Below are 23851 nucleotides of genomic sequence, written 5' to 3' on the forward strand. Positions count from 1 at the left end.
GACATGTCGATCGCTGTCGCCGGCCTGCCCTCAGACCGCATCCTCTCGACCCCAAGGAACCACCGTGTCCCAGGAGAACCTCTCCCCCGGCTCTGACCTCGACCCCCGCTTCGTCTTCGACTACGTCGCCTACGACGACCTCGACGACGGCCAGCGCTGGTCCACCTGGCTCGACGTCGAGCCGCTGTCCCGCGGTCCCGAGCCGCGCCCCGACTGGGTCGTGACGTCCCAGGGCGCGATCGACACCGACCTCGGCATCTTGAAGACCGGCAAGGAGGCCGACGTCTTCCTGCTCGACCGCAGCGACCCGCACGACCCGGCGCAGAGCGTGGTGATGGCAGCGAAGCGGTACCGCTCCGCCGAGCACCGCAGCTTCCACCGGTCCGCCACCTACACCGAGGGCCGCAGCATGAAGCGCTCCCGCGACGAGCGGGCGATCAAGCGCAAGAGCACCTTCGGCCGGGAGGTGGCCGCCGGCGAGTGGGCGATCTCGGAGTGGACGGCGCTCAACCGCTGCTGGTCGCTCGGTCTGCCGGTCCCCTACCCCGTGCAGGTCGACGGCACCGAGATCCTGATGGAGTGGATCACCGTCGACGGCGAGACCGCGCCCCGGCTGGCGCAGACCCGGCCGGACCCGACGCTGCTGGCGTCGTACTTCGACCAGCTGCGTGACGTGCTGCTCACCCTCGCCGAGGCCGGGCTGGTGCACGGCGACCTGTCCGCCTACAACATCCTGGCGGCCGGCGAGCGCCTCGTCGTCATCGACCTTCCGCAGCTGGTCGACCTGGCCGGGAACGCGCAGGGCTTCGACTTCCTGCTGCGCGACTGCACCAATGTGTGTAGCTGGTTCCAGCGCCGGGGCCTGGAGATCGATCCGCAGGAGCTGTTCGGCGAGCTGATGGCTCACACGTTCTGATCCATCGGGGCGAGCGCGTCTCCGGCGGCGCGAAAGCCAAGCAAGTTCCCGGAGGCCGCCTCCCGCCGCGCTGCCGCCCAGATCCACTGGGCCTACCCCTAGGGCCCGTCTCTCCAGGCGGCCTCGAGGATCGCCTCGAGGTCGCCCCGGGTCGGCGGGCGCGGGTTGCGGTACGGCGCCGCGAGCACCTCGTCCGCGACGCGGGCCAGGTCGGCGTGGTCGACGCCGAGTGCCCGGAGGCCCGCCGGGACCCCGACCCGGGCAGCGAGTGCGCGCAGGGCGGAGGGGACGTCGTCGGTGGCGAGCGCTCGCCGCAGCACCGTGTCGGCCTCGGGGGCGAAGGGCAGGTTGTAGGCCGCGACGTGGGGCAGCACGATCGCGTGGGTCTCGGCGTGCGGCAGGTCGAGCATGCCACCGAGGGCGTGGCACAGCTTGTGGTGCAGACCCATCGTGGTCGCCCCGAGGCACGCGCCGCAGAGCCAGGCGCCCTGCAGGGCGAGGGCCCGGGCCGCGGCGTCCGCACCGTCCGCGACGACGGTGGGCAGCGCCGCGGCCAGGTCGTGGACACCCCGCTCGGCCATCGCGCTGACGACCGGCGTGCCGTCGGGGGCGTAGAGCGCCTCGACCGCGTGCGCGATGGCGTTGAGCCCGCTCGGCCCCGACACCGCGGCCGGCAGGGCATGGGTCAGGTCCGGGTCGTAGACCACCGAGCGCGGCAGCACCACGGGGTCCCGGCCGGTCCGCTTGCGGCCGTCCTCCGTGAGCCCCCACACCGGCGTCATCTCGGAGCCGGCGTAGGTCGTCGGCACGACCACCGACGGCAGACCCAGGCGCAGCGAGAGCGCCTTGGCCAGCCCGATCGTGGAGCCCCCGCCGATCGCGAGACAGCCGTCCGCACCTGCCGCGCCGACGGCCTCCTCCGCGGCCACGACGCTCGCCACGGGGACGTGCATCCGGGCACCGTCGAAGGTGCCGCCCGCGCGGTCGCCGAGCAGCGTGGTGACCCGCGCGGCGAGCGCCCCCTGCCGGGGCGTCGAGAGCACGAGGATCCGGCTCAGGCCGAGCCGCTCGACCTCCTCGGCCACCTTGTCGAGAGCCCCGGCCCCGAAGACCACGCGCATGGGCAGGGCGTCATGGACGAACACCCCACCAGTCTGGCGCACCGCGTCAGACCAGGAAGGAGCGCACCAGGTCGTGGTAGCCGGGCGGCTCCAGCAGGAAGGAGTCGTGCCCCCAGGGCGAGGCGACCTCGGTGTGGTCGACCCGGACGCCGCGCGCCGCCAGCTGGTCGCGGATCCGCAGCGAGTGGGCGGTCGGGAAGCGCCAGTCCGAGTCGAAGGAGACCAGCCGGAACCGCGTCGACGGTACGGCGTCCGGGTGCGTGTCGAACGGGTCGAAGTAGTCCATCGGCCGGGTCAGGTGGAGGTAGGACAGCGCGTCGAACCGGTCCAGGAAGCCCTGGCCCTGGTGCTGGAGATAGTGCTCGACCTCGAAGTCGGCGCCCAGACGCCGGTCCGGGCCGGTGGTGTCGCGCCGGTGGCCGAACTTCGCCTCCAGCGAGACGTCGGAGACGTAGGTGATGTGCGCCATCATCCGGGCGATCTTGAGCCCGTGCCGGGGAGTGACGCCGCGCTCGGCGTACCGGCCGCCGTGGAAGTCGGGGTCCTCCATGATCGCGGCCCGCGCGACGGAGGAGAACGCGATGTTCTCGGTGGTCAGCCGCGAGCTCGCGGCGACCAGCACCGCGCGGTCGATCCGGTCGGGCTCGCGCAGGGCCCACTCGAGGATCTGCATGCCGCCCATCGAGCCACCGACCGCCGCGTGCAGCCGCCGGATCCCGAGTCGGTCCAGCAGCCTGCGGTGCACGGCGACGAAGTCGGCCATGTCGAGCACCGGGAAGTCCGGTCCGTAGGCCCGCCCCGTCGCCGGGTCGATCGAGGACGGTCCGGTCGTGCCGGAGCAGCCGCCCAGCAGGTTGGCGCTCACGACGAAGAACCGGTCGGTGTCGACGGCCTTGCCGGGGCCGATCAGGTTGTCCCACCACCCGCGCCGCTTGGCACCGAGGTGCAGGCCGGCCGCGTGGGCGTCGCCGGTCAGGGCGTGGCACACCATCACCGCGTTGTCGCGCGCGGCGTTGAGCTCGCCATAGGTCTCGTAGGCGACCTCGACGTGCGCCAGCGTCGCCCCGCCCGTCAGGACGAGCGGGTCGTGCTCGGTGGCGAGCACGACCCGCTGCGTCTCGACATATCCCATCGTCCCCACGGGCGATGAACCTACCGGCGCCTCACTTCGACGCGGAGAGGGCCTGCTCGAGGTCGGCGACGATGTCCTCGATGTGCTCGATGCCGATCGAGAGCCGGACCATGTCCTCGGGCACGCCGGCGGCCTCGAGCTCGTCGGGCGTGAGCTGGGAGTGGGTCGTCGTCGCGTTGTGGATCGCCAGCGACTTGGTGTCGCCGATGTTGGCGAGGTGGCTGAACAGGTCCAGCGCCTCCACGAACCGCTTGCCGCCGTCCCGGCCGGACTTCACGCCGAAGCTGACCAGGCCGCCGTACCCCTTGCCGGTGAAGATGCGGTCGGCGACGGCCTTGTAGGGGCTGTCCGCGAGGCCCGGGTAGCTCACCCAGGAGACCGCGTCGTGGCCCTGGAGGTACTCGGCGACCGCGAGCGCGTTGGCGCTGTGCCGCTCCATGCGCAGGTGGAGGGTCTCCAGGCCCTGCAGGAAGAGCCAGGAGTTGAGCGGCGCGACCGCCGCGCCGGTGTTGCGCAGCAGCACGGTCCGGGCACGGATGATGTAGGCGAGGTTGCCGACGGCCTCGGTCCAGACCACGCCGTGGTAGGCGCCGTCGGGCTGGGTGAGACCGGGGAACCGCTCGGAGTGGGCGGCCCAGTCGAAGTTGCCCGAGTCGACGATGATGCCGCCGATGGAGGTGCCGTGGCCACCGATGTACTTCGTCGCGGCGTGCACCGCAACGTCGGCGCCCTGGTCGAAGACCCGGGCGAGGTACGGCGTGGGCGCGGTGTTGTCGACGATCAGCGGCAGGCCCTGCGCGTGGGCGGCGTCCGACCACGCGCGGATGTCCACCACGTTGATCTTCGGGTTGCCCACGGTCTCGGCGAAGACCAGCTTGGTCTTCTCGTCGACGTACTTGGCGAGGTCCTCCGGCTTCTCCGGGTCGACGAAGCGGACCTCGATGCCGAACTGCGGGAGCGTGTGCGCGAAGAGCGCGTAGGTGCCGCCGTACAGCGTGGACAGGGCGACGATGTTGTCGCCGGCGTAGGTCAGGTTGAGCACGGCGTAGGTCGTCGCGGCGGAGCCGGACGCGGTGGCCAGCGCGCCGACGCCGCCCTCGAGCTGGGTCATCCGGTCCTCGAAGACCGACTGGGTCGGGTTCATGATCCGGGTGTAGATGTTGCCGGGCTCGGCGAGCGCGAACAGGTTCGCGGCGTGCTCGGTGTCGTTGAAGACGTACGACGTCGTCTGGTAGATCGGCACCGCCCGCGCGTTGGTGGCGGGGTCGGCCTCCTCCTGGCCGGCGTGGACGGCGAGGGTCTCGGGACGATAGGTCATCGGTGGCTCCTGTCGGTGGCCCCTGCGATAACACGGGGCGATGTCTCACCAAGATTAAAGTCAAGTTAATCACTAGACAAATGGCGTCCCACAGAGCAGACACCGGCCGGGGTAGCGTCCGGGCCGTGAGGAGCACCCGCGCCAGGAATGTCGTCGTCGAGTGCCGCACCGACGACGACCATGCCCTCGAGGCCGATGCCGGAGCCGTCGCGGGCAGCCACGTCGCCGGCCTCGACATCACCCGCACCCGGCTCTACACACCCGGCGAGCTCTACGACACGTCCGCGTACGCCGACTCCTTCGACAGCCGCGCCTACCACTGGGCGCTGACCACCGCCGGGCCCGCCGAGGCGCTGGCCGAGGTGCTGCACGACCAGGCGATCGACACCGCGCTCGGCACATGGGCCACCGGACGCAGCCTGGTCGGCGTCATGGGCGGCCACGCCGCCGACCGCGGCACGCCCGCGTACGCCGAGGCGGCCCGCCTCGGCGCCCTGCTCGGTCGCGACCACGTCGTCGCCACCGGCGGCGGGCCCGGCGCCATGGAGGCCGCCAACCTCGGCGGCCGGATGGCCGCCGCTCCCCCCGCCGCTCTCGCCGAGGCACTGCGCCGGGTCGCCGACGTGCCGTCCTTCCGGCCCTCGGTCGACGACTGGGTCGCCGCCGCCCGTGCCGCCCTCGACCTCGTCCCCGACCCGAGTCCGTCGCTCGGCGTACCGACCTGGCACTACGGCCACGAGCCGCCGAACCTGTTCGCGACCGCGATCGCGAAGTACTTCCGCAACGCGCTGCGCGAGGCCATCCTGCTCATGGTCTGCGACGCCGGGATCGTGTTCCTTCCCGGTGCCGGCGGCACGGTGCAGGAGATCTTCCAGGACGCCTGCGAGAACTACTACGCCGCCGATGACGACGTGGCGCCGATGGTGCTCGTCGGGCGGCGGTACTGGACCGACGAGCTGCCGGCCTGGCCGCTGCTGCGGGCCCTCGCCCGTGGCCGTGCCATGGAGCAGCACGTCCATCTCGTCGACACGGTCGAGGAGGCCGCGGCCCTGGTCACGCGGCCCGGGCGCTGACCGCGCCGCCCACCACGGCGCGATAGTGCGCGACCAGCTGCTCGTTGATCTCGAACCAGGACCGCTCCTGCACGGCCCGCTGTGCGGTCGCCGCCATCCGGTCCCGCAGCGCCGGGTCACCGGCCAGCCGGGCTACCGAGGCGGCCAGGGCGGCGCCGTCGCCGGGGCGGTACAGCAGGCCGGAGGCGCCGTGCGCGACCACGTCCACCGGACCGCCGGCAGCCGGGGCGACCACCGGGACACCCGAGGCCAGGGCCTCCTGGGCCGACTGGCAGTAGGTCTCGTAGCGCCCGGTGTGCACGAAGACGTCGAGCGACGCGTACGCGCGGCTCAGCTCGTCGCCGTGCAACAGGCCGAGGAAGGTCGCGTGCCGGCCGAGCAGCCCCCGGAGACGCTGCTCCTCGGGTCCCGCGCCGACGACCACCAGGGCATAGCGCGGGTCGTCGGCGAGATGCCGCAGCAGGTCGAGCTCCTTCTCCGCGGCCAGCCGTCCGACGTACCCGACGAGGAGCCGGCCGTCCGGCGCGATGCGCCGGCGCAGCTCCTCGTCGCGGTGACGCGGGTGGAAGGCCACCAGGTCGACGCCACGGGCCCAGCGGTGGACCTCCGGCACGCCGAGCGCGCGGAGCTGCTCGATGCTGGCCGTCGACGGCGCCAGGGTGCGGTCGACGTGCTGGTGGATGCGCCGGGTGAGACCGGCCGCCGCGCGAACGCCGCCCGGGACGTCGTACCGCTCGGCGAAGCCGACGAGGTCGGTCTGGTAGATCGCGACGGTCGGGATGCCCAGCTCCTCGGCGGCACGTGCGGCCTGGTAGCCGAGCGTCGCGGGCGACGCGATGTGGACGACGTCGGGGCGGAACCGGACCATCCGCTGCCGGAGCCGGCGCCGGGTCTCCAGCCCGAGCCGGAAGTCCGGGTAGAACGGCAGGTTCGCGCCCCGCGCGCGACGGACCCGGAATCCGGCGTACGTGTCCGGGCCGGTCGGCGCCATGAGCTCGGCGTGATGACCTTCGGCCGCGAGGTGCTCGAGCACCCGGCGCACCGAGTTGGTCACTCCGTTGATCTGTGGGAGGAAGGACTCGGCGACCACCAGGACGCGGAGCTTGCCCCCCTCGGGCACGGCCTCACTCATGACACGGACGCTAAGGAGGGCGCGCCAACGGGCCGTCACCGTTGTGCGAGTGTCCGGAGTCACGTTCGTGAACGACAGGGGTACGCCGGACACCGGCCTCCGTGGCTCCCTAGACTCCCGCCATGCATCGAGGTCACCCACGGATCGCGGTGCTGACCGCTCTGGTCGTGCTGCTCGGCGCGTCGGGTGGCTGCGCCACAGACAAGTCAGCGGACAAGTCGACAGGCAAGTCGGCGGGCAGCGCCGCCGCGCCGACGAGCTTCACCATCGTTCCCGATGACTATCACGTGCCCTACGCCGGCACCGCGGAGGACGGTCGGAGGTTCTTCCTCAGCGAGGAGCTGTTCGACGCCGACCGGTCCTATGTCGGCCTGTTCCTGTGGCGTGCCGACGGAGCGTTCGACGAGGTGCGGGTCGACGAGGTCGACCGCCCGGACGGCCTCCCGCCCGGGCAGGCGGCACCGGCACGCGCCGACGACCTCGTCACCACCCGGCTCGCCGAGCTCGGCGACTACACGCTGGAGCCGATCGAGGTGACGCCGTTCACCACCGAGGTCGACGGCGTCACCTTCGGCTGGGAGGTCACGGAGTACGACGGGGAGTTCTCGATCAACGTCGCCCCCGGCGACTTCATCGCCTACTACGCCCCCTGGGACGGGATCGACTACGACACCTGAGCCTGCCCAGCTCTTCGGCAGCGCTCGGACGATCGAACGAGACAGACCCGACGCCGACACCGACGCCTTCTGGGGGGCAGTTCGGTGGCAGTCGAACCACGTCGAGCGCGGGAGCCGGGATCGACCAGCGGCTCCCTCGTGATCAGGGGCCAGGCGAGACCGGCGGCGCCGCCGGCTCACCGGTGCTCTGCCCCGTGACCCGAGCCAGCCTCAACCGGCTGCGCTGGATATGACCGGCGAGGATGTGACCGGCGTGCAGGGCGTCGCCGCTGCGGACCGCCGCCAACAGGAGGCGATGCTCCGCATCGACGATCCACCAGCCGTCCTCCCCCTCTGCCGTCTCGTCGCCGTCCAGCAGGCGGGTGAAGGTGCGCCGATAGTGCTGGGTGGTGTCCCAGAAGCGCTCCACCATCTCGAGCATCGACTCCATGGGGCATCCGGAGTAGGTGAGCAGGTGGAACGACCGGTCGAGCGCGAGGAACTGCTCGACATCGCGGGTCTGCGCAATCCGGCCCTGCAACGCCGCGAGCTCGGCCATGGTCTCCGCGGTGAGCCGCGGGACCGACTCCATGAGCACGATGGGCTCGACCTGTTCACGCACCCGGTAGATCAGATCGCACTCCGCCGGGTCGAAGGGCATCACGGTCGCACCCGCGTTGGGGCGGAGTCGAACGAGACCTTGATGGCGGAGGATCTGCAGCGCCTCGCGGACCGGCAGCCGACTCGACCCGAGCTCGGCGGCGACCTCCTCCTGCCGGATACGGGCCCCGGGCGCCAGGTCGCCGGCGAGGATCAGGGCGCGCAGGTGCTCGACCACCCGCCCGCTGGCGAAGTGGCCGCTCCCTAGGCCGTCGTCGATCATGCGCACAGTATGTCCTCTTGGCATTTCGGATCCAATATGACACTCTCAAACCCCACATAGCGCGGATTCGATGATCATTCGTCGCAGATTGGATTCGATCTACCGATGCCCTTGCATTCTCCGATGAACACCGAGGTCCCGTGGACGGCCCTGGCCGCCACCGACGCCGACTGGGCGGAGGCCGATCCGGCCCTGCTGCGGGCGATGTACGCGCAACTGGTCCTGATCCGGACCTTCGAGGAGCAGGTTCTCGACCTCGCGGGCTCCGGTCTGGTCCATGGGCCGGCTCACTCGAGCATCGGCCAGGAGGGTGGAGCCGTCGGCTCGATCCTGACCCTGCGATCGAGCGACACGGTGAACGGATCCCATCGCGGTCACCACCAGTTCCTGGCCAAGGCCCTGGCGCACGTCCACCCCCTGACCGGCGCCACCCCCCTCGACCCGCGCGACAAGATCGAGTCCGAGGTCCGCGAGGTGCTGCACCGCACCCTGGCCGAGATCTGCGGGCTGGCCGACGGCTACTGCCGTGGCCGCGGCGGCTCGATGCACCTGAAGTGGCAGGATGCCGGCGCCATGGGCACCAACGCCATCGTCGGCGGCGGAGTCCCCCAAGCCCTCGGCTTCGCGTGGTCGCACCGCCAGGCCGCCACCGACGACGTCTCGATCGCCTACTTCGGCGACGGCGCGATGAACATCGGCTCGGTCCTGGAGAGCCTCAACCTGGCCGCCGCGTGGAAGCTCCCGGTCTGCTTCTTCGTCGAGAACAACCAGTACGCCGTCGCCACCACCGTCGCGGAGTCCACCGCCGAGAGCCGGCTCTCCGCCCGCGGCCCGGGCTTCGGCATCCCCAGCTGGCGGGTCGACGGCATGGATCCGCTCGCGGTCCACCTCGCCATGCAGGAGATCCTCGAACACGTCCGCTCAGGCGCCGGACCGGCGATCCTCGAGGCCGACGTCTACCGCTACTTCCACCAGAACGGGCCCTTCCCCGGCAGCGCGTTCGGCTACCGCGACAAGGCCGAGGAGCGCGCCTGGCGCGACCGCGACCCCATCGCGCTCACCCGCCGCCGCCTCATCGAGCTCGGCCTGCACACCGATGCCGAACTGACGTCGTACGACGAGCACGTCGGCGCCGTGCTGACCGAGGTCGCCGGCGTACTCGTGGAGCCGGTGCCGGACGGCAGGCCCGGCCAGCGGCGCATCCGCCCGTCGGCATGGCCGAACCCGGGCTTCGTCGACGTCGGCGTGGTCGGCGACCTGTCCGAGCTGGCCGGTATGACCACCGTCGACAAGGGGACGTGGTCGGGCGAGCTCGTCGAGACCGGCTTCATCGACGTGGTCTCCGAGGTGATGGCCCGCCGACTGGCCACCGACCGGCGGATCGTGGTCATGGGCGAGGACATCCACCGGCTCAACGGCGGCACCAACGGCGCCACCCGGGGCCTGGCCGCCGCCTATCCCGACCGGGTGCTCGGCACCCCGATCTCCGAGAACGCCTTCACCGGTCTGGCCGGGGGCATCGCCCTCGACGGCCGCTACCGCCCGGTGGTGGAGTTCATGTTCGCCGACTTCATGTGGGTCGCCGCCGACCAGGTCTTCAACCAGATCGGCAAGGCACGGCACATGTTCGGCGGCGACGACGCCGTGCCGATGGTGATCCGCAGCAAGGTCGCGGCCGGGACCGGCTACGGATCCCAGCACTCGATGGACCCCACGGGGGTGCTCGCCATGTCTCCGGGACTGCGCATCTGCGCGCCCACCACGCCCTTCGACTACATCGGCATGATGAACGCCGCGCTCGCCTGCGACGACCCGGTCGTCGTCCTCGAGCACGTCGATCTCTACGGGACCACAGGGCTGGTCCCGGTCGAGGACCGCGACTACCAGGTCGAGATCGGCAGGGCCAGCATCCGTCGCCCGGGCACGCACCTGACCGTCCTCACCTACCTCTCCATGGTCGACACCGCACTGCGCGCGGCGCAGACGCTGCATGACGAGAGCGGTCTCGATGTCGAAGTGGTCGACCTGCGCTGGCTCGACCGCCACTCGTTGGACTGGGAGACCATCGCCGACAGCATCCGGCGGACCGCCAACGTGGTGATCGTCGAGCAGGGCTCGAGCGCGACGTCGTACGGCGCCTGGTTGGCCGCTGAGGTGCAGCGACGGCTCTTCGACTGGCTGGACCAGCCGGTGCAGGGCGTCACGGGCGGGCTCGCCTCGCCCAGCATCAGCAAGGTGCTCGAGGCCGCCGCCCTGGCCCAGGAGGATGACGTGACCGCCGCGCTGCGTGCCGCGGATCCCCGGGTTGCGCACAGCGTGGAGAAGGCCTGAGATGCCCACGCTGATCCGGATGCCCGCGGTCGCAGCGGGAGCCACCGAGGTGGTCCTCGCCGAGTGGCCCGTCGGCGAGACGGACTCCTTCGTCGCCCACCAGACCTATGCCGTGATCGAGACCGACAAGGCCGTCGTCGACCTCGAGGCCGAGGCCGACGGCGTGCTGGTCCGCGCCCTGGTCCCCGCCGGCGCCAAGGTCGAGGTGGGCGACCCGATCGCTCTGGTCGCCGCACCCGGTGAGCAGATCGACGACGTGGCCGCGGCCCTCGCCGCGCTGGGCGTCACCGTGGCGGTCGAGCACGAGCTCCCGGTCCGGCGGGAGGTGACCGAGGTTGCCGCGCCCCCGTCCGCCCCGCGGATCGCGGCCGACGGCCGCCGGGTCTTCGCCAGCCCGCTCGCCCGCCGCCTGGCCCGCGACGCCGGTCTCCGCGCGAGCGATCTGGTCGGCACCGGCCCCGGCGGACGCGTGGTCCGCCGCGACATCGAGCTGGCCATCGCCGCCCGCCACTCCGCCCCCGAGTCGAGCGCTCCCGCTCCTGGTCCGGCCACTGCCCAGGAGCACGGCGGGATCACCGAGGTCCCGCACACTCGCGTGCGCCGCGCCGTCGCGAGCAGGTTGACGCGGAGCAAGCAGGAGAGACCGCACTTCTACGTCTCCGGCAGCGCGCGGGTGGACCGGCTCCTCGCCCTCCGGGCGGAGGTCGAGGCGGCCACCGGCATCAAGGTGTCCCTCAACGACCTCGTGGTGCGCGCCGTCGGTCGTGCCCACGAGCTGGTTCCCGAGCTGAACGTGACCTGGACCGACGACGCCGTGATCCAGCACCGGCGCGTCGACGTCGGCATCGCGGTCGCCACCGAGCGCGGGCTGATGACCCCCGTCGTGACCGACGTGACCGGCCGCTCCCTGCTCGACCTGTCGGCTGCGACCCGGGACCTCGCGACCCGCGCCGGGGACGGCGGCCTCCGCCAGCACGAGCTCGAGGGTGGGACCGTCGCCGTCTCCAATCTGGGCATGTTCGGCGTCGAGGAGTTCAGCGCGATCATCAACCCACCGCACGCCTCGATCCTCGCCGTCGGCGCGGCCCGTCAGGAACCGGTCGTCGCCGACGGAGCGCTCGAGGTCGGCACCGTGATGCGGTTCGTCCTCTCCGTCGACCACCGCCCCGTCGACGGCGTGGCCGCGGGCCGGTGGATGCAAGCCTTCCTCCGACTGGTGGAGCACCCCGCAGGGATGCTCGCATGATCGGCGCCGACGGCGGCCGCGAGGACACGGCCCGGCGGGGTCTGCCCGGCCTGCGACGCCTCGATCACGTCGGCTTCACGGTCCCCGACTTCGCCGAGGCCCGGCGCTTCCTCGAGGAGGTGCTCGGCTGCGAGTACCTCTACGCCAACGGCCCCTTCCAGGATGACGATGGCACCTGGATGGCCGACCACCTCGACGTGCACCCGCGCGCCACGTGCGTCCTGCACTTCTTCCGACTCGGCGGCCAGGCGGTGCTGGAGGTCTTCGAGTACGACGCCCCCGACCAGCGCCGGTCGAGCCCCGCCAACAGCGACGTCGGCGGACACCACCTGGCGCTCTACGTCGACGACATCGACCTCGCGATCGCCCATCTCCGCTCGCACGACATCCGTGTGCTCGGCGAGCCCACGACCAGCGGCGGGCCGAGCACGGGCCAGCGGTTCGTCTACTTCCTCAGTCCCTGGGGCATGCAGTTCGAGTTGGTGTCCTACCCCGAGGGCAAGCAGTTCTTCCTCGACGAGGCGCGGGCGAAGGCCGAGTGGGCCGAGGCCGAGCAGGCGCTCGACCAGGGTTGAGCCCGGACCGTCACTCGATGTCGAGCGCCTTGCAGCAGATGTCGGTCGCTACCCGCAGCAGCTGGTCCTCGCCGCCGGCCCAGACGCCCTGGACAAGGGCGTGGAAGAACATCTGGTCGAGCATGACCACGAGCATCTGCACGCGGATCTTCATGTCGGCGCGGTCATCGGCCGGGACCGTCCGGAGGAACTCGGCGATCTCGTCGGAGAGCCGGTCGTAGCGCGGCTGGAACTCCTTGGCGAACTCCGGGTCGCTGGCCATCGCCTCGTGCTTGGACGGCATCAGGCTCGCGTTGTCGCGCGCCCAGTGGGTGAGCCGGAGGATCCAGCGGGCCATCGCGTCCCGGGTGCCGCTCATCAGCGCGGTGTTGAGCTCGCGCCAGTACTCGTCCGTGTGCATCCGGTCGAGTGCCACGACCTCGCGGAACACCGCCGCCTTGTCGGGGAAGTGGAGATAGAACGTCGCCCGGTTGATCGCGGCCTCGGTGGTGATCAGGCCGATGGACGCACCCGCGTAGCCCTGCTGCTCGAACACCACGCGCGCGGCGTCGATGATGCGCGAGCGCGTCAGCGCCTTCTGCGCCTCCCTGAGGGACCCGGTGCCTGTCGTCACATGCGAACTGTAGGCGGAGCGTCGTTCACTCGACAACTTGTTGCCTCTTTCGACAGGCAGCGATGGCTTGGTGGCGGTCGGTCAGCCCTGCGGCTTGAAGTCGCGACCCGCCTTGGACGAGTGCGAGCCGCCGTCGACGAACAGCGACGTTCCCGTCGTGTACGCCGACAGCGGGCTGGCCAGGTAGACGATGGCGTCCGCGACGTCCTTCGGCACGCCCAGCCGGCCCAGCGGCACCGATGTGCCGGGCTCGTCGGCCAGGTGTGTGTCGACCTGCGTCATGGCGGTCTCGACGACGCCGGGATGCACGGCGTTGACCCTGATCCCGTGCGGGCCGAGCGAGGCGGCGAGCGAGTAGGTGAGCATCCGGACGGCGCCCTTGGAGATGTTGTAGGTCGGCATCGAGGCGGAGCCGAGCACGCCGCCGACCGACGAGATCGTGACGATCACGCCCTCGCGACCGCCGGCCACCATCGACCGGGCGGCGGCCTGGCACGCGAAGAAGGTGCCCTTGACGTTCACGTCCAGCATCGCGTCGTAGTCGGACTCGGTGACGGCGAGGACGTCCTCCATCCGCAAGATGCCGGCCGCCGGGACCATGATCGACACACCGCCCATCACCTCGGCGGCCGCGACCGCGGAGCGCAGCGAGGCGACCGAGGTGACATCGCACTGGGCGAAGATCGCCGGGACGCCCAGCTCGGTCAGCACCTCGGCCGTCGGCACGCCACCCTCGCGGGGCTCGCGCCGCAGGTCGGCGACGACGACGCCGTCCACACCGGCCTCGGCCAGCCGCAGCGCGGTCGCCCGGCCGAGGCCGGACGACCCGCCCGTCACGACCGCGACCTGCCCGGAGAGCAGGTCGGAGGGCCAGCCGGTGCTCATCCGACTCCCTTGAGGATCTGTGAGCCGATCAGGTTGCGCAGGGCCTCGGTGGTGCCTCCGCCGAGGGTGAACATGCGCGCGTCGCGGTAGAGCCGCTCCACCCGGATGTTGCGGGAGTAGCCGAGCGCGCCGTGCAGCTGGAGCGCGGTGGAGCTCACCGTGATGGCGTTCTCCGCGGCGTGCAGCTTGGCGAGCGCGGCGAGCTCCGGGTCGGGCAGGCCCGACTCCGAGAGCGAGGCCGACGCGGCAGCGCGGTGGATCAGCAGGCGCGAGGCGTCGAGCGCGAGACGCATGTCGACCAGGCGCCAGCGCAGGCCCTGGAAGTCGGAGATCGGGTGGCCGAACTGCTGACGCTGCGTCGTGTAGCGGAGCGCGTCCTCGTAGGCCGCCTGGGCCAGGCCGAGGGCGACCGTGGCCGCGCCGACGCGCTGGTTGTTGTAGCGGCCCATGATGTCCTTGAGGCCGAACATCAAGACGTGGGAGCGCGGGACCGTCAGGTCGTTGAAGTGGACGTCCATCTCAGGGATGCCGCGCAGGCCCATCATGTAGTTGCGCTTGCCGAGGTCGAAGCCCTCGTCGTCGCGCTCGCAGTAGACCGCGCAGAGGCCCTTGTCCTCACCGTCCTCGATGAGCTTGGCGACGACCACGTTGACGATGGAGTCCTGGGCGCCGGTGATCCAGGTCTTGGTGCCGTTGAGCACGACCGTGTCGCCGCGGACCTCGGCAGTCGTGGTCATCGCGTTGACGTCGGTGCCGCCGGCCGGCTCGGTGATCTGGATGACCGGCTTGTCACCGGCCAGCACGAGCTCGGCGACGTGCCTCTTCAGCTCTTCCGAGCCCGCCTTCATGATGATGCTGAGCGCACCGAGGTTCCCGTCGACGACGATGCGGCCCGAGACGCCGCAGCCCTTGGCGATCTCCTCGACCACCAGGACCACGTCGTAGAGCGACAGGCCGGCGCCGCCGTACTGCTTCGGGATGGTCATGCCCATGAAGCCGGCGGCAGCGAGCTCCTTGGCGTTCTGCATCGGGTACTGCTCGGTGCGGTCGACCTCGGTGGCGCGCTCCGCGAACACCCCGGAGAGCTCGCGGGCGCGGGCCTGGAGGTCGAGCTGCCCGGCGGTGGGAGTGGGGACGGTCATCGCGGTTCTCCTACGAGGTCAGTGGTTTCGAGCCAGGTGGTGGTGTGCCGTGAGGCGGCGAAGTCGGGGTGGGCCAGGACGCCGAGGTGCAGCGGCGCGGTGGTGATCGGGCCGTCGATCCGCAGCTCCTCGAGCGCCCGCGTCATCCGGGCGATCGCGACCTCGCGGGTCGGGCCCCACGCGATGAGCTTGGCGATCATCGAGTCGTAGTAGGGCGAGATCCGGTAGCCGGCGGTGCAGTGTGTGTCGACGCGTACGCCGATGCCGCCCGGCAGGTCGAGCTCGTCGATCCGGCCGGGGCGCGGCAGGAAGGTGCGCGGGTCCTCGGCGTTGATCCGGCACTCGATCGCGTGCGCGGCGGGCAGCTGCGAGGCGGGCTCGACGAGCGGCACCTCGCCGGTGGCGGCGAACCACAGCTGGGCGGCCACCAGGTCGACACCGTGGACGACCTCGGTGACCGGGTGCTCGACCTGGATGCGGGTGTTCATCTCGATGAAGAAGAACTCGCGCGAGTCCATGTCGTAGAGGAACTCGACCGTGCCGGCGCCGGAGTAGTCGATGCCGGACGTCAGCGCGCGGGCCGCCTCGGTGAGCGCGGTGCGCGTCTCGGGAGAGAGCACCGGCGACGGCGACTCCTCGATGAGCTTCTGATGGCGGCGTTGGACCGAGCAGTCGCGCTCCCCGAGCACCACCACTCCCCCGGCGCCGTCGCCGAAGACCTGGACCTCGACATGGCGGGCGGCCTGCACATAGCGCTCGACGTACATCTCGCCCGACCCGAAGACCGCGAGGGCCTCGGCGCTCGCCTCGGTGTACTGGTCGACGAAGTCCTCCTCGCGCAGCACCGGGCGGATGCCCTTCCCGCCGCCGCCGGCCGCAGCCTTGAGCAGCACCGGGAACCCGACGGCCGCGGCGGCCGCGAGCGCCTGCTCGGCCGTCGCGTCGCTCAGCGTGGCACCGGGGACGACCGGGACCGCGAGCTTCTCGGCGGCCTCACGGGCGGCGATCTTGTCGCCCATCGTGTCGATGGCCTCGGCGCTCGGCCCGACGAACGTCAGCCCGGCCTCGGCGATCGCGCGGGCGAACTCGGCGTTCTCGGCGAGGAAGCCGTATCCGGGGTGGATCGCGTCGCAGCCGGCCGCCTCCGCGACCGTCACGATGGTCTCGATGGAGCGGTAGCTCCTGGTGACGTCGGCGGGCCCGATGCACACCGAGCGGTCGGCGAGGCGCACCGCGAGCCCGTCGCGGTCGACGTTGCTGTGGACGACGACCGTCTCGAAGCCGAGCTCGCGGCAGGCGCGCACGATGCGCACCGCGATCTCACCACGGTTGGCTACCAGCACGCGGTAGCGACCGCCCGCACGGCCGACGGGAACGGGTGACGTGCTCACGAGCGGGCCAGCACGTGGACGGCCGCGGCGCCGTTGTCGACGCCCCAGATCCCGCCACCGGTGCAGTGCGCGACGCCGACCTTGGCGCCGTCGACCTGGTTGGCACCGGTCTCGCCGCGCAGCTGGGCGACGAGCTCGACGACCTGGACCACGCCGGTCGCGCCGAGCGGGTGGCCGCGCGAGAGGAGACCGCCCCCGGTGTTGACCGCCGTCCTGCCGGCCAGCGCGGACTGGCCGGAGAGCACGAAGCTCGCGCCCTCGCCGCGCTCGCAGAGGCCGAGGGCCTCGTAGTACATGACCTCGCCGATCGCGGCGGCGTCATGCACCTCGGCCACGTCGACGTCCTTGGCCGTGATGCCGGCCGAGGCGTAGGCCTGCTCGACCGCGCGGAGGGTGATGTCGGGCCAGGCCATGTCACGCCGGCCCTGGAAGAACTGGCCGCTGAGCACCACCGAGGAGAGCACCTCGGCCGAGCGGGCGTCTCCGGCCGCGGCCGGGTCGCTGGTCACCACGACCGCGGCCGCACCGTCGGCGTTGGGACACATCTGGAGCAGCGTGATCGGGTCGGCGACCAGCCGCGACTCCATCACCTCGTCGATGGTGACCGGCGTGCGGTACTGCGCGTTGGGGTTGCGCGAGGCAGCGTCGCGGCTCTTCACCGAGACCTGCGCGATGTCCTCCGGCTTGCCACCGAAGCGGGAGAGCCACGACTCCGTGCGCATGGCGTACGCCGCCGGCATGGTGAGGCCGGCCTTGATCTCCGGGTCTCCGGGGCCGATCGGCAGCAGCCCGCCGCCGAGGGCGCTGAGCTGCTCGACGCCGATCACCAAGACGGTGGTGAACTCGCCGTTCCTCACCGAGCGGTAGGCCTGGGCGAGGGCGCTCGCGCCGCTGGCGCAGGCGTTCTCGAAGTTGTAGCAGGGCAGGCCGTCGAGGCCCATCTCCTTGCCGATGCGCTGCCCGACGAGCGAGCCGGCGTAGGCATTGCCGCAGAACAGCGCCTCGACGTCGGTGCGCTGGAGCCCGGCGTCGCGGACGGCGGCGATGCCCGCCTCGACGGCCAGCGACTCGAGGGTGCGGTCACGGAACTTGCCGAACGGCGTGGTGGCGGCACCCACGATGCGGGGGTTGGTCATCCTCAGGCCTCCTGCCCGGTGGGCGCGGACGCGTGGTCCACGGTGAAGAAGTGGTCGCCGGTCTCGGCGTCGGCGTGGGTGGTCACGGTCATGCCGGGCGCGAGCGGCCGGTCCTCGGCCCAGTTCACGACGCGCCCCAGGACCCGGACGTCGCCGTCGAAGTCGGCGTAGCACAGGGCGTAGGGCACCTCGAAGAGGTTGCCCATCCGCACGACGGTCCAGGTGGCGACGGTGCCGGTCGGCGCGAGGTCGTGGGCCGGCAGGTCGCTCGCCCAGCAGGTCGGGCACAGGTCGCGCCCGGGGTAGAAGCCGCGGTCGCAGGCGACGCAGTGCGTCCCGGTGAGGGCGACCGGGGCCGCGGTCTCGGTGCTGGTCATGGTGGTCCTCCAGGTCAGGCGGTCGCGGCGGGAACCGCGCCGGTGGCGCGGGCGATGTGCTCGGAGTCGAGGCCGAGGGCGCCGAGGACGGCGTCGTTGTCCTGACCCAGGCGGGGCACCGTCCCGGCGGGGATCGGGCCCATGTCGCTCATCGTGAAGGGGGCGTGCGGCATCTTGATCTCGCCGACGTCGGGGTCCTGCACGCGGACGAACATGCCGCGCGCCTCGAGATGGGGGCACGCGGAGATGTCGGCGGAGTCCTGCACGATGCCGGCCGGCACGCCCCCCTTCTCGAACTCGGCGACGACCTCGGCACGGGTGCGCTCCTTCATCCAGGCGAGCATCGCCGGGAGGTAGGCGTCGGGGTTGGCGGCGCGGGCGGCGCCGGTGGCGGTGCTCGGGTCGTCGGCAAGCTCGGCGCGGCCGATGATCGCAGCGACGCGGCGCCACATCAGGTCGTTGGGTACGACGAGGGAGATGAAGCCGTCGGAGCACTCGTAGGCACCCATCGGCGCCTGGAAGCGATCCGGTCCGCGGGTGATCACGTCGCCGGTGAAGGCGTGCTGCATCAGCGGGCGCTCGTTGAGCGCGACCATGGTGTCGTACATCGACACGTCGATCAGGCGGCCCTGACCGGTGCGGCTGCGGTCGAAGAGCGACATCAGGATCTGGTAGCCGGTGAGGATCGCCGTGGTCATGTCGGCGAGGCCGTACATCGGCAGCTCGGGCGGCAGGTCGGCGCTGCTGCCGGTCACGTGGGTGATGCCGGCCATGCCGAGGATCGCGGCGTCGAACGCCGGGCGGCCGGCGTACGGTCCCGCACTGCGGCCGTAGCCGGACACGGCGGCGTAGATGAGGCCGGCGTGGTCCTTGCTGAGGTCGGCGTAGCCGATGCCCAGCTTGTCGGTGGCGCCGGGACGGAGGTTCTCCACGACGACATCGGCGGTGGCGACGAGCGCCCGGTAGGCCTGGCGGCCCTCCTCGCTCGCGAGGTCGAGCGTGACCGACATCTTGTTGCGGTTGAAGGAGAAGAAGCCGCCGGAGACCGACGCGCCGTCCTCGCCCTCGAGCCGCGGCATGAAGACGCGACGCGGGTCGCCGCCGTCGGGGCGCTCGACCTTGATCACCTCGGCGCCGGCGTCGGCCAGCCACATCGTGCAATAGGGGCCGGAGATGTACTGCTCGAGCGCGACCACGCGGACGCCTTCGAGGGGCAGTCTGGACACGGTGGGTCTCCTTCTCGGAGTGGGTCAGTGGGTGGGTCGGCGGCCGACGTCGATACGGACGTCGAGCCGGGAGATGTCGTCGCGGCCAGCGAGGTGGCCGACCAGGGCGCCGAGCGGGCTGAGCTCGCGCACGGGCAGCTCGTCGACGGGCCGCTGCCTCATGGCCTCGACCTGCGCGGGCTGGCAGAACAGGGCGAAGAAGACGTCGTCGTCGGTCGCGTCCGCCGGCAGGTCGGCCCGGATCCCGGGCAGCATCGGCTCGGCGTAGGCGGCCATCGGGTCGACGGCGGGCGCGTCGCCGAGGATCCTGTCGAGAACATCGGGGTCGATCGGGCCGGGCGGCTCGCCGTAGTGACCGGCCGCGTAGGTGCGCAGGTCGGCCGGCACGGTGTGGAACCGCTTGCCGTCGAGGACGTTGAGCATCGCCTGAACCCCGACGAGCTGGCTGAACGGCGTCACCATGCCGGGGCAGCCGAGGTCGACGCGCACCCGGGCCGCCTCCTCGAGCACCTCGGGGAGGCGGTCGATGAGGCCGAGTGCCTCGAGCTGGCCGACGTAGTGGGACATCATCCCGCCGGGGATCTGGTGGCCGACGTAGGAGCGGTAGTTGTCCTCGTCGTACTCCACGTGGGGGGCGAGGTCCTTGCCGTAGTCGTAGGCCACGTAGCTGAAGTAGGAGTCCATCCAGGCGACCTCGTCCTCGTCGAGGTCGACGCGGACGCCCTCCTCCTTCGCCAGCGCCACGAGATCGGCGGTGGCCGGGACGGAGTTGCTGCCGGCGACGGAGCGGGCGGCGCTGGACAGCGCCGTGACGCCGTTGCGCAGCGCCTCGCGGTAGCACTCGAGCGCGAGGCCGGTCTGGTCGTGGACGTTCATCTCGATCGGCAGGCCGGGAGCCGCGCCGCGGATCGCGGCGACCAGCGGGGCGATCCGCTCGGGCCGCAGCACGCCGCAGGCGTCGTAGAGCAGGATCCCCGAGGCGCCGTACGCCGCGTACTCCTTGGCCTTGCTGGCGAAGTACTCGTCGGTGTGGACCGGCGACTCGGAGAAGGTCAGGCAGGCGGAGGTGTGCATGCCGAGTCGACGACCCTCACGGATGTGGTGCTCGACATTGCGGGTGTCGTTGAGCGCGTCGAAGACCTCGAACTCGTCGAGACCGAGGCCGGCGAGGTACTCGAGGAAGAAAGTCACGACATCGTCGCTGTAGCGGGTCCAGCCGAAGAGGTTGCGGCTGCGGACCAGGATCGTGCTCGGCGTGTCCCCCATCAGCTCGCGCAGCAGGCGGAACCTGTCGAGCGGGTTCTCCTCGAGGAAGGAGACCGCGACCTCGAAGCCGACGCCGCTGAGCAGGTTGCTGCGGGCGAAGCCGGCGTTGGCGGCATGCGGCGCTGCCGGCAGCATGTGCCGGGTCCGGAGCCGGTTCGCCCACAGGGACTGCGGGCCGTCGCGGAAGGTCTCGTCGGCGACCTGGAGGGTGAGCTGCTCGCTCGTCGTGTCCGACACGCTCAGGCCTCGATCCGGACCAGCACCTGCTCGAACTCGACGAGCTCGGCGTTGTCCACGCAGACCTCCACGACCGTGCCGGCGACACCCGCCCGGACCGTGTTCATCAGCTTCATCACCTCGACGATGCCGATGACGTCGTCGGCGCCGACCTGCTGGCCGACCTCGACGAACGGCGGGGCGTCCGGGCTGGGCGCGCGGTAGAAGACGCCGGCGATCGGGGCCGCGACCGGCTCGCCGCGGCCCTCGGTGGCAGGCGCCGGAGTCGCGGCCGGTGCCGCGACGGCGTCCTGGGGTGCCGGAGTCGGGGCGACGGCCACAGCGGGGGCGACGGGAGGAGCTGCGACGACGACCGGGGCGGAGCTGGTGCCGCGCTCGACCTCGAGACGCAGGGGGCCGTCCTTGTAGACGATCCGGGTCGGGAGGTCCGAGCCGTCGAGCATCGTCAGCAGCTCGACCACGGTGTCGAAGGTGAGCCCCTCGGAGGAGCCGCTGGAGGTGGTCTTGCCGGGGGCCTTGGCCATCGTCTTGTCCTTCGTCTCAGCACTGCCGGACCGACCGGTCAGTGACATCTGTCACGCTAAGAGACAACATAGTGTCGTGTCAAGAGACACTATGTCGTCTCTTGTGGGTGCGACCAGCCGGCGCGGGGACGGGACGAGCTCGCCCCCGCGCTGGTCCGCCGAGGGGGCTACTTCAGGTCGTACGTGTGGAACTGCCGGGCCAGCCGGTAGTGCCCGATGTCCTCGCTGGGCCGGTCGGGGTCGTCGCCGTACGCGCCGTCGGCGTAGTGCACCATCAGGGTCTTGCGCTGGAAGTCCTCCGGCATCGACAGCAGGTCCTCGACCGGCGAGTGCAGGTTGCGGATGTCGGCGCCGAGGGCATCGGTCGGACCGAACCAGGCGTCGTGCATGACCAGGTCGCAGTCGTCGAACCACGCCCACTTCTGCTTGTCGACGCCGGCGTCCGGCGCGTAGCCGAACTTCGTGCCGCCGAAGTCGAACTTGTACTGCAGGCAGCGCGGGTGGTGGCGGGTCTCGGTGAACTCCACGGTGAAGCCGCCGAGATCCATGCCGTTCTCGATCGGCTGGGCGTCGAAGAACCAGTCGAAGTTGGCCAGGCCGCCGTCACCGCGAGCGGACTCCTCCAGCGAGGGCCGCAGGCTCGACCAGATGTCGCTCAGCAGCCACTGCGGGGCGTAGAGCTTGATCGGGTTCTCCGTGACGTAGTACTGGAGGTAGGCCAGCTCCTCGAGCCCGTTCACGTGGTCGGCGTGCATGTGGGTGATGAAGATCTCCCGGTACTGCGTGTGCTCCACCTGCCGGGTGCCCTCGCGGTTGTTGGTCGCCAGCATCTTGGGCAGGTAGGGCGGACAGTCCAAGAAGACCTCGCGGCCGTCGATGTCCATCAGGACGTGGGTGTTGAAGTGCCGGGTGGTGAAGGCGTCACCCACCCCGAGTGTGTAGAGGCTCACCTTGTCAGCCATGTCCGGCTCCTGTCGTTGGGCGGGTTGCGGTGCTCACTCGGGCGGCACCAGATCCGTGACTGTCGATTCCACCGCATCGTGTCCGTCGCGGACCGGCAGCCCGGGCCGAACGCCGGCGACCCTGAAGAACGGCAGCACCCACTCCCCGACCTGCACAGGTACGACATCGCAGCGGTCGCCGACGCGGGGCCGGCGCCCCTCCGGGAGTACGTCGGTGAGCAGGTGGGTCAGCAGCGTGGCACCCTCCTCGAGCCGCACCAGGCCGACGTAGTAGGGCGTGACCGCGCCCCACGAGGCCTGGCCGGGACGATGCACCTCGGAGTGGGTCACCAGCTCGGCGCGTCCGGTCGCCTCGACGAACGACAGCTCGGCCGACCAACAGCGCACGCAGCGGGTGCGTGGATAGCCCTGAGCCGTGCCGCACGCGCCGCACGTCTGGACGGTGAGCCGCCCCGCGCGCAGCGCGTCCCACCAGGGCCGGGACTCGGCCGTCGGCGTCGGCGGCGCGACGGAGAGGTCGGCGTAGGCCCGTTCGCCCCGCAGACTCATGAGGTCCCTCCCAGCACGAGCGCGGCGGCCTCGCTGAGGGTCGCGCCGTTGCCGGTGACCATGCTCAGCCGGGGGTCCGGGATCTGCCGCTCCCCCGCCTCGCCGCGAAGCTGGCGAACCGCCTCGACGACATGGGACATCGGGCCGGCGAGGCCACACTGACTGAAGCCGAGCTGGCCACCGTGGGTGTTCATCGGGAAGTCGCCGGTCGGCGAGAAGTCGTGGTCGGCGAGCCAGGGCCCGAACTTGCCGGGCGCGACGACGCCGAGGTCCTCGATGGTGATGCCGACGACGATCGTGTAGCAGTCGTAGAGCTGGTAGTTGCCGAGGTCGGCGAGCCCGACCTCGGCCTGCGCCATGGCATGGGCCATGGCGTCCTTGAGCGGGCCGGTCGTGATCGCGGGCGCGCCGGAGAGAGCGCGGTGGGTCACCTTCTCCCCCGCGCCCAGCAGGTGGGCGCCGGCGCGGCCGAGGCCGCGCGCCCGCTCGGGCGAGACGACCACCAGGGCGCTGGCGCCGGCGGCCTCCATGACGGCCTCCAGCATGTGGATCGGCGCGCTGATCATCGGCGAGGCCAGCACGTCCTCGACGGTGATCGGCCTGCCGTGGAAGATCGCCGCCGGGTTGAGCTGCGCGTTGGCGCGGGACCGGACGGCGATCTCGGCGAGCTCCTCCGCCGTCGTGCCGTAGGTGTCCATGTGGGCCTGGGCGATCATGGCGTACGTCGTGTTGGCGCCGCTGGCACCGAAAGGGACGTCGTACTCGCGGATCGGCGCGCGATAGCTCGACCTCGGGAAGCCGGTCGCCGGTCGCGCGGCGCCACCCACGCAGAGCACCACCTCGCACATCCCGGCCCGGATGGCCGCCGCTGCCCGCCAGACCATGCCGGCGGCGCTGGCGCCGCCGAGGTCGACGACATTGGCCGCCGTCGGGCGCAGGCCGAGGTACTCCGCGACGGATGCGGGCACGTGCATCGGGATCTCGCCGTACTGCTGGCCGACGAGGAGACCATCGACGTCCTCGGGTCCGAGCCCCGCGTCGGCCACCGCCAGGGCGGCGGCCTCGGCCATCAGGCCGAGGGAGCTCTCACCGGTGGTGGACCGTCGCGGGGTCAGCTCGCCGATGCCGACGATCGTGGCAAGGGGTGCTCTCACGGGGGG

General features: G+C 71.5%; 23 protein-coding genes. 6 read left to right on the top strand and 17 right to left on the bottom strand.

All coding sequences use genetic code 11. From position 1 onward, the window contains the following. Positions 1-64: 64 nt before the first annotated feature. Positions 65-916 (top strand): serine protein kinase RIO, encoded by an 852-nt coding sequence (locus KVF89_RS07825; protein WP_257424673.1) that lies wholly within the window; start codon positions 65-67, stop codon positions 914-916. Positions 917-1014: 98 nt separating this feature from the next. Here KVF89_RS07825 and KVF89_RS07830 read toward each other — a convergent pair whose 3' ends face one another. From KVF89_RS07830 to KVF89_RS07840, 3 genes are read right to left on the bottom strand one after another with little or no spacing between them, the layout of a single operon-like run. Beyond that, complete coding sequence (locus KVF89_RS07830) at positions 1015-2061, bottom strand: maleylacetate reductase (RefSeq protein WP_257424674.1); 1047 nt, start codon at positions 2059-2061, stop codon at positions 1015-1017. 22 nt (positions 2062-2083) lie between these two features. Next, entirely contained in the window at positions 2084-3169 is a 1086-nt protein-coding gene (metX, locus tag KVF89_RS07835) for a homoserine O-acetyltransferase MetX (protein ID WP_257425249.1), read from the bottom strand. A gap of 31 nt (positions 3170-3200) precedes the next feature. Beyond that, positions 3201-4487 carry an O-acetylhomoserine aminocarboxypropyltransferase/cysteine synthase family protein gene (locus KVF89_RS07840; RefSeq protein WP_257424675.1) on the bottom strand — a complete coding sequence of 429 codons (1287 nt, stop codon included), beginning with the start codon at positions 4485-4487 and terminating at the stop codon, positions 3201-3203. 125 nt (positions 4488-4612) lie between these two features. On the opposite strand from KVF89_RS07840, the gene KVF89_RS07845 reads away from it, so the two are divergent. Next, positions 4613-5560, top strand: a complete 948-nt coding sequence (locus KVF89_RS07845) for an LOG family protein (RefSeq protein ID WP_257424676.1) — start codon at positions 4613-4615, stop codon at positions 5558-5560. Here KVF89_RS07845 and KVF89_RS07850 read toward each other — a convergent pair. Further along, positions 5541-6692 (bottom strand): glycosyltransferase family 4 protein, encoded by a 1152-nt coding sequence (locus tag KVF89_RS07850; RefSeq protein ID WP_257424677.1) that lies wholly within the window; start codon positions 6690-6692, stop codon positions 5541-5543. The two genes, KVF89_RS07845 and KVF89_RS07850, sit on opposite strands and share 20 nt — an antisense overlap. 122 nt (positions 6693-6814) lie before the next feature. Here KVF89_RS07850 and KVF89_RS07855 point away from each other — a divergent pair, with 122 nt between their 5' ends. Beyond that, positions 6815-7369, top strand: a complete 555-nt coding sequence (locus KVF89_RS07855) for a hypothetical protein (protein WP_257424678.1) — start codon at positions 6815-6817, stop codon at positions 7367-7369. A gap of 142 nt (positions 7370-7511) precedes the next feature. On the opposite strand, the gene KVF89_RS07860 is transcribed toward KVF89_RS07855, so the two are convergent. Further along, entirely contained in the window at positions 7512-8231 is a 720-nt protein-coding gene (locus KVF89_RS07860) for a GntR family transcriptional regulator (protein ID WP_257424679.1), read from the bottom strand. Positions 8232-8354: 123 nt separating this feature from the next. Between KVF89_RS07860 and KVF89_RS07865 the strand changes: the two genes are divergently transcribed. Genes KVF89_RS07865 through KVF89_RS07875 form a run of 3 tightly spaced genes read left to right on the top strand, consistent with a single transcriptional unit; the run spans position 8355 to position 12383 of the window. Further along, positions 8355-10562 (top strand): alpha-ketoacid dehydrogenase subunit alpha/beta, encoded by a 2208-nt coding sequence (locus tag KVF89_RS07865; protein ID WP_257424680.1) that lies wholly within the window; start codon positions 8355-8357, stop codon positions 10560-10562. Between the two features lies 1 nt (position 10563). Beyond that, positions 10564-11808 (top strand): dihydrolipoamide acetyltransferase family protein, encoded by a 1245-nt coding sequence (locus tag KVF89_RS07870; RefSeq protein WP_257424681.1) that lies wholly within the window; start codon positions 10564-10566, stop codon positions 11806-11808. Continuing rightward, on the top strand, positions 11805-12383 hold the full coding sequence (locus KVF89_RS07875) for a VOC family protein (RefSeq protein ID WP_257424682.1): 579 nt from the start codon (positions 11805-11807) through the stop codon (positions 12381-12383). The genes KVF89_RS07870 and KVF89_RS07875 overlap by 4 nt, the downstream gene beginning before the upstream one ends. A 10-nt stretch (positions 12384-12393) precedes the next feature. Here the strand turns inward: KVF89_RS07875 and KVF89_RS07880 are convergent, their stop codons facing one another. From KVF89_RS07880 to KVF89_RS07935, 12 genes are all read right to left on the bottom strand, one after another. Then, entirely contained in the window at positions 12394-12996 is a 603-nt protein-coding gene (locus tag KVF89_RS07880) for a TetR/AcrR family transcriptional regulator (protein WP_257424683.1), read from the bottom strand. 81 nt (positions 12997-13077) lie between these two features. Continuing rightward, positions 13078-13881, bottom strand: a complete 804-nt coding sequence (locus KVF89_RS07885) for an SDR family NAD(P)-dependent oxidoreductase (protein WP_257424684.1) — start codon at positions 13879-13881, stop codon at positions 13078-13080. Beyond that, complete coding sequence (locus tag KVF89_RS07890; RefSeq protein WP_257424685.1) at positions 13878-15023, bottom strand: acyl-CoA dehydrogenase family protein; 1146 nt, start codon at positions 15021-15023, stop codon at positions 13878-13880. The genes KVF89_RS07885 and KVF89_RS07890 overlap by 4 nt, the downstream gene beginning before the upstream one ends. Continuing rightward, positions 15020-16414 (bottom strand): acetyl-CoA carboxylase biotin carboxylase subunit, encoded by a 1395-nt coding sequence (locus KVF89_RS07895; protein WP_257424686.1) that lies wholly within the window; start codon positions 16412-16414, stop codon positions 15020-15022. The genes KVF89_RS07890 and KVF89_RS07895 overlap by 4 nt, the downstream gene beginning before the upstream one ends. Further along, a complete protein-coding gene (locus tag KVF89_RS07900; protein WP_257424687.1) occupies positions 16411-17550 on the bottom strand; it encodes a thiolase family protein in 1140 nt (379 codons plus the stop codon). The genes KVF89_RS07895 and KVF89_RS07900 overlap by 4 nt, the downstream gene beginning before the upstream one ends. Before the next feature lie 2 nt (positions 17551-17552). Next, positions 17553-17927, bottom strand: a complete 375-nt coding sequence (locus KVF89_RS07905; protein ID WP_257424688.1) for a Zn-ribbon domain-containing OB-fold protein — start codon at positions 17925-17927, stop codon at positions 17553-17555. 14 nt (positions 17928-17941) lie between these two features. Next, positions 17942-19153: a CaiB/BaiF CoA transferase family protein gene (locus KVF89_RS07910; RefSeq protein WP_257424689.1), complete on the bottom strand. Its 1212-nt coding sequence runs from the start codon at positions 19151-19153 to the stop codon at positions 17942-17944. A gap of 24 nt (positions 19154-19177) precedes the next feature. Beyond that, on the bottom strand, positions 19178-20656 hold the full coding sequence (locus KVF89_RS07915) for a hydroxymethylglutaryl-CoA lyase-like TIM-barrel protein (protein ID WP_257424691.1): 1479 nt from the start codon (positions 20654-20656) through the stop codon (positions 19178-19180). Positions 20657-20658: 2 nt separating this feature from the next. Then, positions 20659-21180, bottom strand: coding sequence for an acetyl-CoA carboxylase biotin carboxyl carrier protein (gene accB, locus KVF89_RS07920; protein ID WP_257424692.1), 522 nt, complete (start codon positions 21178-21180; stop codon positions 20659-20661). A 167-nt stretch (positions 21181-21347) separates the two neighbouring features. Then, positions 21348-22142, bottom strand: coding sequence for an MBL fold metallo-hydrolase (locus tag KVF89_RS07925; RefSeq protein WP_257424697.1), 795 nt, complete (start codon positions 22140-22142; stop codon positions 21348-21350). Positions 22143-22175: 33 nt separating this feature from the next. Then, a complete protein-coding gene (locus tag KVF89_RS07930; protein WP_257424698.1) occupies positions 22176-22691 on the bottom strand; it encodes a Zn-ribbon domain-containing OB-fold protein in 516 nt (171 codons plus the stop codon). Further along, entirely contained in the window at positions 22688-23845 is a 1158-nt protein-coding gene (locus KVF89_RS07935; RefSeq protein WP_257424700.1) for a thiolase family protein, read from the bottom strand. Before KVF89_RS07935 ends, KVF89_RS07930 begins: the two co-directional genes overlap by 4 nt. Positions 23846-23851 lie beyond the last annotated feature (6 nt).

Origin of the sequence: Nocardioides carbamazepini (assembly GCF_024614185.1) — a bacterium.
Classification (GTDB): Bacteria; Actinomycetota; Actinomycetes; order Propionibacteriales; family Nocardioidaceae; genus Nocardioides; species Nocardioides carbamazepini.